Genomic DNA, 12,597 nt, shown 5'->3' with positions numbered 1-12,597 from the left:
TTCATGGCGTTTGAGAATCTAAGCGAAAGAATTCAAAAAGCTCTACGCAATTTATCTGGTAAGGGTAAAATTTCTGAAGAGGACATCAATAACGCTAGTCGTGAAATCAGACTAGCTTTACTCGAAGCGGATGTTAACTTTAAGGTTGTCAAAGACTTTATTAAAAAGATTAAGCAAGAAGCCTTAGGAAAAGAGGTTCAAGAAAGCTTAAATCCGGGTCAACAAGTCATTAAGATTGTTAATGATGAATTGACTAAGATGATGGGCGAGAGTGCTACAACACTCAACAAATCTAAGCACATTCCTACTATTATTATGATGGTTGGTTTGCAAGGTACCGGTAAAACAACAACTGTTGGTAAGCTAGCCAATCGCTTGATTGAAAAAGAAAAAGCCCGTCCCTTATTGATTGCAGGCGATATCTACCGTCCTGCCGCAATTGATCAGCTTGAACAAATAGGTGATCAATTAAAGGTTCCGGTTTATAGTCAGCGGGATGAAAAAGACGTTGCGCAAATTGTAAAAAATGGTCTGCAGCAGGCTGATCAAAATAAAAATGACTATGTCATTATCGATACGGCTGGTCGACTAGAAATTGACGAACCATTGATGGAAGAGCTTGAGCAAGTTAAAGCAGTTGCACATCCAGATAATATTTTGCTTGTAGTTGATGCAATGACTGGTCAGGCAGCAACAGATGTAGCAAAGGGGTTTGATAGTCGCTTAGACATTACCGGCGTCATTTTGACCAAATTAGATGGTGATACTCGAGGTGGTGCAGCTTTATCAATTAGAGCTGTGACTGGAAAGCCAATTATTTATACTGGGCAAGGTGAAAAATTAACTGACCTTGAACAATTCCATCCTGACCGGATGGCCTCCAGAATCTTGGGCATGGGTGACATGCTGACTCTGATTGAAAAAGCTCAGCAAGATTACGATGCCAAAAAAGCTGAAGAAGTAGCAGAAAAGATGAAAGAGAATACCTTCGACTTTAATGACTTCGTTGATCAGCTTGAACAAGTTGAAAAGATGGGACCACTTGACCAAATTGTTAAGATGATTCCTGGAATGGCTAACAACCCTCAGCTAAAAAATGTCAATTTTGATAAAAAGCAAATCGTCTATGTTAAAGCAATTATTTCTTCAATGACAGAAGAAGAGCGTGAAAATCCTGAATTGTTAAATCCAAGTCGCAGAAGGAGAATTGCTGCTGGATCTGGTAGACCGATTGTTGAAGTTAATCGAATGATTAAGCAGTTTAAGCAAGCTCGTGACATGATGAGTAAGATAACCAAAGGGAATTTAAAAGGAATGGAAAATATTCCTGGTATGGATTCACCAATGGGAAGAATTGCAATGAGAAGAATGGGTAAGAAATTTAAGAAAAATAAGAAGAAGCGAATGAAGGTCAAGCGTTATCATTCTTAGTTTTTACCTGTTAAGGGAAAAAGCTTTACACCCTCAAAAAAACATGCTATATTATTATTCGTAAGTTTTAGGAGGATATTAATTTATGTCAGTAAAAATTCGTATGCGCCGTATGGGTGCCAAAAGAAAACCTTTCTACAGAATAGTTGTTGCAGATTCAAGAATGCCACGTGATGGTCGTTTTATTGAAGAAGTAGGTTACTACAATCCAGTTTCAGAACCTAAGGAATTGAAGCTTGATGAAGACAAGATTTTTGAATGGTTGAAGAAGGGTGCACAACCTTCAGATACTGTACGTTCACTTCTTTCAAGCGCTGGCTTAATGAAGAAGTTGCACGAATCAAAATTCAACAAATAATTGAATTTGTTAGAAAAAGTTTGGAGTAGTTTGCTTCAAACTTTTTTCTTGGTTTAAATTTAGGAGAAAAGATGCAGTTTTATGACGTTGCGCGCATATTGACGACACATGGTTTAAATGGAGAAGTCAAAGTAACGCAAATTACCGATTTCCCAGATGAACGGTTTGCTCCCGGGAGCAAGTTATCACTGAAAGATGATCTGCAAACGGAATTAACAATTAAGAGTAGCAGACCGTTTAAACAATTTTGGCTTATTCAATTTGAAGAGATCAATCAAATTGAGCAAGCAGAATTACTCAAGGGAAAAATCTTGGTTGTTAGTGAGACTGAACAGCATGAACTGCCACAAGGCTACTATTATTACCGTGACATTTTAGGGTGTTCGGTTATTGATAATCAAGATGGTAGTGATTTGGGTAAAATCACTGGAATTGAAACCCCAGGAGCCAATGACGTTTGGGAAGTTACTGAAGAATCAGGCAACGAGTATTTAATTCCTTATATTGATGATGTTGTTAAAAAAGTCGATGTCGACGCAAAAAAAGTTTATGTAGAACTATTGGAGGGGTTGCGAGATGAAAGTTAATATTCTGACACTTTTTCCGGATATGTTCACTCCTTTAACAACTTCAATGCTTGGCCGTGGTCTTGAAGACGGTAAATGGGAATTAAATTTAGTTAACTTTCGTGACTTTACTTCTGATGTTCATCATCATGTTGATGACACGCCATACGGCGGCGGCGCAGGCATGGTCTTACAAATTATGCCAATTAAAAAGGCACTTGATTCACTTGCCAATAAAGGTAAAGTAATTATTACTGCACCACAAGGAAAGACTTTCAATCAGAAAATGGCACAGGAATGGTCAAAAGAAGATAATTTGACTTTTATTTGTGGCCATTATGAGGGTTTTGATCAGCGTGTTTATGATTTAGCGGATGAAACTGTTTCAATTGGAGATTATGTTTTAACTGGTGGAGAATTGCCAACGATGAGTATGGTAGACGCAACTGTACGGCTATTACCTGGTATTTTAGGTAACGCAGCCTCTCCAGTTGAAGAAAGCTTTGCACATGGCTTATTAGAATACCCGCAGTATACTCGACCAGAAGATTTTGAAGGGATGAAGGTCCCAGCTGTTTTGACTTCAGGTAATCATCAAAAAATTGATGAATGGCGTCATAAAGAGTCGCTACGAGCAACGTATTTGCATCGGCCTGATTTACTGGAAAATTATGAACTTAGTTCTCAAGAAAAAACCATGTTAGAAGAGATTAAACAAGAAGACACAAGAGCTTGATTTTACAAGCTTTCTTTGCTAAGATAACAAAGGTGCAATTGTAATGTACTAATAGTTATGGGTGTTCCGCTGGCGTAGATAATCGTTGATGAATGCCGAAGAAGGAGAAAAATATGGATCCATTAATTCAAGAATTAACTAAAGAACAATTACGTGATGATATTCCTGACTTCCGTGCTGGTGACACTGTTCGTGTTCACGTACGTGTTGTTGAAGGTTCTCACGAACGTATTCAGATGTTCGAAGGTGTTGTAATCAAACGTAAGGGGGCAGGTATTGCTGCAACTTATACTGTACGTAAGATTGCTTCTGGTGTTGGTGTTGAACGTACCTTCCCAGTAAATGACCCTCGAGTAGCTAAGATTGAAGTATTACGTCACGGTCGTGTACGTCGTGCTAAGCTTTACTACTTACGTGAACGTCATGGTAAATCTGCAAGAATCGCAGAAAAGCGTCGTTAATTCACGCTTAAATAAAAAAGAATCACTCCGTAAAGGAGTGATTCTTTTTTGTTTATGTTAAAATATTCATTAAAATATTTTTAATGAGGAAAAGAATTATGAAAGAACCATTTTTGTTAGAATTTGATCCTGAACCGCGGGCGGTTTTAGAACCAGATCATGAAAAAAAGATTAATAACTTTCGCTTTCAGCCTAAGTTACTGTTTGCATTCCTAACTCCTGATGTGATTGGTGATTTCTTGGCTCGTCATCCTCATAAAAAAATTGGGTTCTTTGACTGTTTTGAAGGAGAAACTCCAATTTATGAGGTTGATTTGGACGAAGAAAAAATTACTTTTTGTCAAGCGAAGATAGGTGCTGCAGCTGCTGTGATGCTATTGGATTGGTTAATAAGTTACGGTGTCAAGCAAATTTTAGCAATAGGATCAGCAGGCTGTTTAATTGATTTACCAGAGAACTATTTTCTAGTGCCTACAAAAGCTATTAGAGACGAGGGCACATCCTTTCATTATATGAAACCAGGAACGTATATTGACTTAAAGTCAGAGTTTTTAATTAAGACCAAAAAATTGCTGAATGAAGAAGGTCTTAAGGTTGAAGAAGTAACTACCTGGACTACTGATGGCTTCTTTAGGGAAACTGTCAAGAAAGTAAAGCAGGCTAAAGAGTTGGGAGCCTCTTGTGTAGAGATGGAATGTGCAGCAATGGCTGCGTGTGCACAATTTAGAGAGGCAGATTTTGCACAAATATTATTTACGGCAGATTCTCTTAAAGACATAGAAAAGCATGACGAAAGAGGTTGGGGCAGTGATGCTCGTGAAAAAGCCATCAATTTAGCAGCAAATATTATAGCCAACATTTAATTTCCAACTTTGTGAAAAATGGAAGTGTGAAACCGATGTGAAACTATGCTGCATTTCACAAAGTTTAAAACAAATATTGATATAACAGCATTCAATACCGAAATAACTTCAAAAATTTGTGAATTACATTTTAATAATTGCTGTGGAAAGATAAAAGGACAAATTTTGCATTTCTGCTTTATTTAGATGCGACTCAAAAATGTAGAAAAAAACCATTGAATTCCGAATAAAACTAGTTCGTAAATTTCAATGGTGTAATAAATAGTTTCTAAATAATGTTGTTTCGATATAAGCCAACAACTTTACCTAAGATATGAACGCTGTTCAAGAGTATTGGTGCCATACTATCATTTTCTGGCTGTAAACGGTAATGATCTTTTTCTTTATAGAACCGCTTGACGGTTGCTTCATTTTCATCGGTCATTGCAACAACAATCTCACCGTTAGTAGCAGAGCTTTGTTTACGGACAATTACATTATCTCCGTTTAAAATACCAGCGTTAATCATGCTTTCACCGTGAACTCGTAGCATGAATAAGTCGCCAGCATCATTAGCTAAATCAGGGGGAAGTGGGAAATAATCTTCAATATCTTCAACGGCTAAAATAGGCTGACCTGCTGTGACATCACCAACAACGGGAATATCAGTAGGCTTGACACCAAGTGCCTTTTTGCCTTCTTCTGTTATTTCTAGTGCTCGAGGTTTAGTTGCGTCCTTAACAATTAAGCCTTTTCTCTCTAGTCTAGAAAGATGACCGTGAACCGTAGAAGTTGATGAGAGTTCAACTCCTTGGCAAATTTCTCTAACAGTGGGAGGGAATCCGCGTTTTTCAACGGTATCATATATATAACGAAGAATTTGTAGTTGCTTAGAACTTTGCTTATTGGTCATTTTTTTCTCCCATTCGTTAGTTAATTCTTTGTATTAACTACATTCTAACAAATAATGTTGCCTAATACAAACAGGCGTTCTAAATAATTATTCTTTTTTTTATCCAAAAAGTAAGGTAGACTTTTACAAATGAGAGGTGCAAAAATGACTGAAAACAATGAACAAAGATTAACTGAAGAGCAAGAAAAAAAACTAACTGATAGAATCAATGAGTTATACCATAAGAAAGAAGCTCAGGGATTAACTAAAGAAGAGGAAGAGGAGCGACAAAAGCTTCACAAAGAATTTATCAGAAATTTCCGTGCTGGCTTTAAACAAGACGTCGAAGACTTGGTTATCGTAGATAAAAATGGTAAAGAAGTAACTTCCGAAAAAGCAAAAAAGGCACAGCGTAAGAAAGGCTTGAGAAAAGACTGATTTATAGCTTTTAATTTACTTATTTTTTAGGTAAGATATAACTATTGGACAAATTGAGGTGATTATTTTATGAGTTTAGGATTAGCAATTGTATTAATTATTGTAGCGCTGCTAATAGGTCTTGTTGGCGGATTTTATGGTGCTAGAGCATACATGAAGAAATATTTTAAAGATAATCCACCAATCAGTGAAGATATGATTGTTGCCATGATGTCACAAATGGGTCAAAAACCTTCTGCTAAAAAGGTAAACCAAGTGATGAACATGATGAAACATCAAAAATAAAATCTTAACTAGATTGACATCAGACGGAGGATTATTTCTTCCGCCTTTTTATTTTGAAAGACAGGTGAAAAATGGGTATATTTTTTAAGTTAGGCTGGTTTTTTAAAAAGGAAAAGAAACGCTATTTAATCGGTGTTGCTTTTCTAGCACTAACTTCAATAATTAACTTAGTACCACCAAGAATTTTGGGTTTAATGGCTGATCAATTAGATAAAGGTCATATTTCTTGGCAAGAATATGCGACTTTAATCTTAGCCATTGTACTAGCTGCGTTAGTTTTATATGCTTTCCGCTATTTTTGGCGTCGTCAAATTTGGGGTGGTGCAGCCGAATTAGAATTGCAAATGCGCTCTAAACTGTTTGAGCACTTTATGGAAATGGATCGTACATTCTATCAACGCCATAGAACAGGTGACCTAATGGCACACGCCACTAATGATGTTTCAGCGATTCAGGAAGTTGCGGGTGAAGGTGTATTGACATTAGTTGATTCACTTTTGATGAGTGTAACAACAATGGTCGCAATGATAGTATTTGTTGATTGGCGGTTAACAATCGTTGCACTTATTCCATTACCATTTCTTGCCTGGGGGGCATGGAAATTAGGCGATCAGCTATACGGTGCGTTTGATGAATCACAGGCTGCTTTTTCTCGTTTAAACAATAAAACTCAGGAATCGATTTCTGGGATTAAGGTTCTAAAAACCTTTGGTCAAGGAAAAGAAGATACTGAAGCCTTCAATGACATGGTTAATGATACGATTAAAATCAATAAACGTGTCTTTAAGTGGGATTCATTATTTGACCCATTGGGAACGCTTCTTATTGGACTGACCTATACAATAACTATTATTTATGGTGGATTGTTGGTTAGCCACAAGGCTTTATCAATTGGGCAACTTGTATCATTTATTGCCTATATCGGGAATATGGTTTGGCCTATGTTTGCAATTGGTTACCTATTTAATATCCTTGAGCGAGGTAGCGCAAGCTATGATCGAGTTGAAAAACTACTTGATGAAAAACCTGAAATTACCGATCAACATGCTGATCAAAGTCTCCAAGCTCAAGATATTGCAGGTGATTTGAAATATCAAGTAAAATCTTTTGCTTATCCTGATGAGCCACAAATTCCAGTGCTGCACAATATTGATTTCACTCTAAAAACAGGGCAGACACTTGGACTAGTTGGGAAGGTCGGAGCAGGTAAAACTACGATTATTCAGCTGTTGCTGCGTGAATTTGATAAATATGATGGGAAAATAACATTAAATGGTCACGATATTAGAGAAATACCATTAAATGTTTTATTGCGTCAGATTTCATATGTTCCGCAAGATAATTATCTTTTCTCAACAAGTATTCAAAAGAATATTGCTTTTTCAGATGCAAATTCAGATGAGAGTGCGATTGTGTCAGCTGCTAAAAAGAGTGATTTGCACAATGATATTTTGCAAATGCCTGGTGGCTACAACACTCTTGTTGGTGAAAACGGCGTTTCTCTTTCTGGGGGACAGAAACAAAGAATGTCAATTGCACGAGCTTTGTTGAAGCAAAGTCAAATTTTAGTCCTAGATGATGCTTTATCCGCTGTTGACGCAAAAACTGAGATGGCAATTTTGAAATCACTAAGTAAAGAGCGTGAAGGTAAAACTACTTTAATTGCTACGCACAGACTGACCTCAGTTATGAATGCCGATTTAATTTTGGTTCTAAAGGACGGTCAAATTGTTGAAAGAGGAACACATGATCAGCTTTTAGCAGAAAATGGCTGGTATGCAGACATGTGGCAACGCCAAGAATTAGAAGCAAAGGTAGGTGAATAGGATGGACGAACAAAGTAATTATGAATCTGTTTGGTCAAAGGAAATACCTGTAAAAGAACAAATCAGTATCTTCAAGCGTTTAATGCGTTTTGTAATGCGGTTCAAAAATGAAATGATTATTGCAGGTATCGGAGCATTTTTGGTTAGTGTAATCAACATGCTTCTACCATATGGATTGCAGTTCTTTTTGGACAATTACTTAGTTAAAGAGAGTGTTACAACCCAAATCATCTTATTTGCTGGTTTCTTATATGCTTTTGGTTCGGTTATCAAAGCGGTTTTGCAGTTTACTTACGAGTACTTTTTTGCTTTAGGTTCTGAAAAATCGCTTGAGAGTTTACGGTCAGCATTATATAAGCAATTGCAAAGCTTGGGAATGCGCTATTTTGATCAAACTCCAGCCGGGTCAATCGTTTCGCGTGTTACTAACGATACGATGACTTTGAGCAACTTCTTAGTTGTACTTTCAAGTGTAGTCATGTCATTCTTCTCAATTATTTCCGCTCTAGTAGCGATGTTTACGACTAACTTCTATGCTGGTTTAATTGTTTTGGCATTTTTACCCATTTTATTGCTAATTATTTGGCAATATTCTAAGAGAAGTTCAAAGTTATACCGAAATTATCGCGAGCGCTTAAGTCGCATTAATACGAATTTAAACGAATCAATTGAAGGGGTTTCTTTAATTCAGCAATTCAAACAAGAAAAGCGGATGACTGATAATTTTGAACATGAAAACACTTCTTTAATGAAGACGCGTTTTAGTATGATAAACCTTAATTCATTACTTTTATCACCGTTAACGAGTATGCTTTACTCGATAGCACTTGCTTTAACCTTGATGTACTTTGGTTTTCCACTACGTGAGACTTTTGTTCCTGCAGGTGTGGTTTATGCATTTTCACAATATATCTCGCAATTCTTCAATCCAATTGCTAATATGATGGATCAAATGACCTTCTTTCAAGATGGAATTGTTGCAGGAAAGAGAATTTTTAGAATTCTTGACAATACAGACTTTGAACCTAAGCAGCAAGCTGAAAAAGGCTTAACAATTACTAAAGGTAAAATTGAATTTAAGCACGTAAGCTTTTCATATGATGGTAAAAATGAAATATTGCATGATATTTCTTTTACTGTTAATCCAGGTGAAACCTTGGGAATTGTTGGACACACTGGTTCCGGTAAGAGTTCAATTATCAACGTAATGATGCGTTTTTATGAATTCTACAAGGGGCAAGTACTAATTGATGGTGTAGATATAAAGAAGTATCCAAAAGAAGAGCTTCGCAAAAAACTGGGTCTAGTTTTACAGGAGCCATTCATGTTTTATGGTGATGTGAATTCTAATATTAGACTTTATAATAAAAATATCACTGATGAGGAAATTAAGGATGCAGCTAAAACTGTTCAAGCAGACGGCTTTATCGAAAATCTACCTGGTAAATATCATGCCAAGGTTGGTGAAGGCGGTAGCGAGTTCAGTCAGGGACAACGACAACTGATTTCCTTTGCACGTACTTTAGTCACTGATCCGAAAATTTTAGTTCTTGATGAGGCAACGGCTAATGTTGATACTGAAACTGAAACATTAATTCAAACTGCCTTAAAGAGTTTAAGAAAAGGCCGAACTACTTTGGCCATTGCACACCGATTGTCGACAATTGTTGATGCTGATCAAATTATCGTTTTAAACGATGGAAAAATAGTTGAACATGGAAATCATGAACAATTATTAGCTCAAAAAGGTTATTACTACAACTTATATAAGTTGCAAAACAGTCAAAAATAAGTTTATGCACGGGTTATTTAATTATCCCGTGCTTTTCTTTTACACCAATTGTTGACAGCGGTTACATAAAGATGTAAATTAATTATAATAACAATTAAAAATATTTATGTTTTAGAAATAGGAAGTTTGAAATGGAATACCATCAAATTAATGATACTGATCGTGAAAATTTACGTAAATTTATTTCAGAACCTGAGCGTTTTGTTACAGAGCCAACTAAACATTGGGATCATGACCAATTTAGAACAGTAACAGCAATGCCAGAATTAGTAATTCAACCAGTTACTAATCAAGAAGTAGAAAATGTTGTTAAATATGCGAGTGATCATCATATTCCTTTGGTACCACGTGGTAATTCAACTGGGTTAATGGGTGCCAATTTATCTGTTGATGGTGGTATCTCACTCGATATGGTTAAAATGAACCGTATTTTAGAATATGATCCGGATGGGTTAACTATGACAGTTCAAGCAGGAATCAGATTAAAGGATATTGAAGAATATCTTGCTGATAAGCCATTTACTTATATGCCTGCACCTGCTATGCACTGGGCTACAATCGGTGGTAATGTTGATACAAATGCCGGTGGTTTAAAAGCAATCAAGTATGGTGTTACAAGAGAGCACATCCGCGAATTGAAGGTTGTTTTAACTAACGGAAAATTGTATAAGTTTGGCTCTAAAGCAGTTAAATCTTCATCAGGTTATTCTCTAAAAGATTTGATTATTGGTTCAGAAGGTACGCTTGGCGTTGTTACTGAAGTTACATTGAGATTGTATCCAAAGCCACGCAAATCAATTAATGCAATTATTCCTTTCCCAACTTTGAATGATGCAATTAGATCAGTTCCAGCAATTCTTGCTTCCGGTGTTGTTCCAACTACAGTTGAATTCATGGGACGTAAAGTGATTAACTTATGGGAAAAATACGCAGACGATGAATTCCCAATTAAAAATGGTGATGGTTTTATTATCATGGGCCTCGATTCATTTACTGAAGAAGAGTGGCAAGCAGAACTGAAACAAGCATTGGAAGCTGTAAAAGAATTTAAAGCTGAAGATGCAGTTATCTTAAGTGCCGATTCAGAAGAAGCTAAGAAAATTTGGAAATGTCGTGAAGAATTACTTCTTGCAATTCAAAAGTCAACTCCAAAGATGGATGAAATCGATGTCTGTGTTCCGATTAACCACATTCCAGAGGTTTTAGATCGTATTGAAGAGCTTGAAAACGAATTGAATATTAGAATTCCAAACTTTGGACATGCTGGCGATGGAAACCTACATATTTATCTTTGCTCTGACGACATGTCTGATGAAGAATACGCCAAGACAAGTGATAAAGTAATTTCAGAATTATACAAGACAGCTAAATCACTTGATGGTAATATGTCCGGCGAACACGGTATTGGTTATGCTCGTGCTGGTTACTATGAAGATTTCTATGGTCACGACTACACTGAACTTTTACGTCAAGTTAAGAAGTTGTTTGATCCTAATGAAGTTGTTAACCCTGGCAAAATCTTTAAGATGTAAGAATGTAAAAGTTAAATAGTTTATAAAGCAACTTTCGATATCATAATTGAATTCGAAGGTTGTTTTTATTTTTAGCAAAAATTTCTAATTCAAAATAAAAAAGACTAGTTACGATGAAATACGTAACTAATCTTTTAAAAATTGAGTTATAGCTCATTTGTTTTAATTTTTAAGCATGTAATCACGAGTCATTGGTAAGTTTTTACCAGACGGCCCTTTGGTTAGGAGATATTGAACTACATCAATATTTCCCGATTCAAAGGAGGCAGCACATGCTTGTAAATAAAGGTCCCACATTCTAGTGAAGCGTTCACCCATGTTTTTTTGAATAACATCACGATGATTGTTAAAGTTTTTATCCCAAATTTCAATTGTTCGTTGATAATGGCGTCTTAACATTTCAATGTCATCAATTTGCATGCCATTTTCGACAATATGATGAACATTTTCATCTAGTCCTGGGATATAGCCACCTGGGAAGATGTACTTATCAATCCAAGCATTGCTAGCGCCACCTTGTTGGCGGGTAATTCCGTGGATTAGGGCAACGCCGTCTTTTTTAAGGTATTTTGCAACGTCATTAAAATACTGACCAAGATTTTCTTTACCAACATGCTCAAACATGCCAACTGAAGTAATGTAATCCCATTGTTGATCGCCAAGTTCGCGATAGTCTTCTAGCCTAACTTCTACCTGATCCTGTAGATTTTCATCGTAAATTTTCTTTTGAACAAGTTTATATTGTTCTTCGCTTAAAGTTACACCAGTAACCTTAAGATCATATTCTTTGGCCGCAGTCAACATAAGCGTTCCCCAGCCACAACCTATATCTAAAAGAGTTTTACCTTTTTGTGGATGTAGTTTATCAAGAATGTGATTGATTTTATCAATTTGAGCCTTTTCAAGGTCGTCTTGATTACCTTCCTTGAAGTATGCACATGAGTAGGTCATCGTAGGGTCAAGCCACAACTTATAGAAATCATTACCGATATCATAGTGACTTTGAACGTCTTTTTCACTCTGTTGTTCAGTATGATTTTGCTTAGGCATAAATTTGCGGAATTTACTAGACCGCATAAAACTGTTTGGGCTTTCATAAGCTCCAAGGATAAGTTCCTGTATACTGCCCTTGATTTCAATCTTTTTATCCATGTATGCTTCGCCGAGTGCTAATGAAGCATTACGGGTGATTTCATTAACTGGAATTTTTTCATTAAAAATGATTTCAATGTTTGGGTTGCCATTGCCATAAACTTCACTCTTACCATCCCAATAGGTTACTTTCACTGGGAAAGGAAAAGATTTACTTAACATCATTTTATAAAATGTTTTCTCTAACAATTTTTTGACTTCCTCCATTCAATTACAGTCGTAATTATTTTAACACTACAAAAAAAGATTAAACTTATTAAAGTTTAATCTTTTCATTTTGTCTGTT

13 protein-coding genes are annotated in these 12,597 nt (G+C 36.2%); 11 read left to right on the top strand and 2 right to left on the bottom strand.

The features are described from left to right. Positions 1-3: 3 nt before the first annotated feature. From ffh to DKL56_RS04605, 6 genes are all read left to right on the top strand, one after another. Complete coding sequence (ffh, locus tag DKL56_RS04630; RefSeq protein ID WP_109715585.1) at positions 4-1,431, top strand: signal recognition particle protein; 1,428 nt, start codon at positions 4-6, stop codon at positions 1,429-1,431. 85 nt (positions 1,432-1,516) lie between these two features. Continuing rightward, positions 1,517-1,789, top strand: a complete 273-nt coding sequence (rpsP, locus tag DKL56_RS04625) for a 30S ribosomal protein S16 (RefSeq protein WP_046307097.1) — start codon at positions 1,517-1,519, stop codon at positions 1,787-1,789. 71 nt (positions 1,790-1,860) lie between these two features. After that, the gene (gene rimM / locus DKL56_RS04620; protein ID WP_109715584.1) at positions 1,861-2,376 is read left to right on the top strand and encodes a ribosome maturation factor RimM; all 516 of its coding nucleotides are present in this window, start codon (positions 1,861-1,863) and stop codon (positions 2,374-2,376) included. Further along, entirely contained in the window at positions 2,366-3,091 is a 726-nt protein-coding gene (trmD, locus tag DKL56_RS04615) for a tRNA (guanosine(37)-N1)-methyltransferase TrmD (protein ID WP_109715583.1), read from the top strand. The genes rimM and trmD overlap by 11 nt, the downstream gene beginning before the upstream one ends. Positions 3,092-3,204: 113 nt before the next feature. Further along, the gene (rplS, locus tag DKL56_RS04610) at positions 3,205-3,552 is read left to right on the top strand and encodes a 50S ribosomal protein L19 (RefSeq protein WP_046307093.1); all 348 of its coding nucleotides are present in this window, start codon (positions 3,205-3,207) and stop codon (positions 3,550-3,552) included. 95 nt (positions 3,553-3,647) lie between these two features. Next, a complete protein-coding gene (locus DKL56_RS04605; protein WP_109716042.1) occupies positions 3,648-4,415 on the top strand; it encodes a nucleoside phosphorylase in 768 nt (255 codons plus the stop codon). Positions 4,416-4,683: 268 nt separating this feature from the next. On the opposite strand, the gene lexA is transcribed toward DKL56_RS04605, so the two are convergent. Continuing rightward, positions 4,684-5,307, bottom strand: coding sequence for a transcriptional repressor LexA (lexA, locus tag DKL56_RS04600; protein ID WP_109715582.1), 624 nt, complete (start codon positions 5,305-5,307; stop codon positions 4,684-4,686). A gap of 144 nt (positions 5,308-5,451) precedes the next feature. Between lexA and DKL56_RS04595 the strand changes: the two genes are divergently transcribed. The 5 genes from DKL56_RS04595 (at position 5,452) to DKL56_RS04575 (ending at position 11,159) form a co-directional block, all read left to right on the top strand. Further along, on the top strand, positions 5,452-5,724 hold the full coding sequence (locus DKL56_RS04595) for a DUF896 domain-containing protein (RefSeq protein WP_046307087.1): 273 nt from the start codon (positions 5,452-5,454) through the stop codon (positions 5,722-5,724). 69 nt (positions 5,725-5,793) lie between these two features. Next, positions 5,794-6,009: a YneF family protein gene (locus DKL56_RS04590; protein WP_109715581.1), complete on the top strand. Its 216-nt coding sequence runs from the start codon at positions 5,794-5,796 to the stop codon at positions 6,007-6,009. 71 nt (positions 6,010-6,080) lie between these two features. After that, positions 6,081-7,835 (top strand): ABC transporter ATP-binding protein, encoded by a 1,755-nt coding sequence (locus tag DKL56_RS04585; protein ID WP_109715580.1) that lies wholly within the window; start codon positions 6,081-6,083, stop codon positions 7,833-7,835. Between the two features lies 1 nt (position 7,836). Then, on the top strand, positions 7,837-9,627 hold the full coding sequence (locus DKL56_RS04580) for an ABC transporter ATP-binding protein (RefSeq protein WP_109715579.1): 1,791 nt from the start codon (positions 7,837-7,839) through the stop codon (positions 9,625-9,627). 131 nt (positions 9,628-9,758) lie between these two features. Continuing rightward, positions 9,759-11,159 (top strand): FAD-binding oxidoreductase, encoded by a 1,401-nt coding sequence (locus tag DKL56_RS04575; RefSeq protein ID WP_109715578.1) that lies wholly within the window; start codon positions 9,759-9,761, stop codon positions 11,157-11,159. 162 nt (positions 11,160-11,321) lie between these two features. Here the strand turns inward: DKL56_RS04575 and DKL56_RS04570 are convergent, their stop codons facing one another. Next, a complete protein-coding gene (locus DKL56_RS04570; protein ID WP_109715577.1) occupies positions 11,322-12,500 on the bottom strand; it encodes an SAM-dependent methyltransferase in 1,179 nt (392 codons plus the stop codon). Between the last annotated feature and the right edge of the window lie 97 nt (positions 12,501-12,597).

This window comes from Lactobacillus apis (assembly GCF_003150935.1).
Taxonomy (GTDB): Bacteria; Bacillota; Bacilli; order Lactobacillales; family Lactobacillaceae; genus Lactobacillus; species Lactobacillus apis.
The sequence above is the reverse complement of the archived record's forward strand: the minus strand, read 5'-3'. Positions and strand labels throughout refer to the sequence as shown.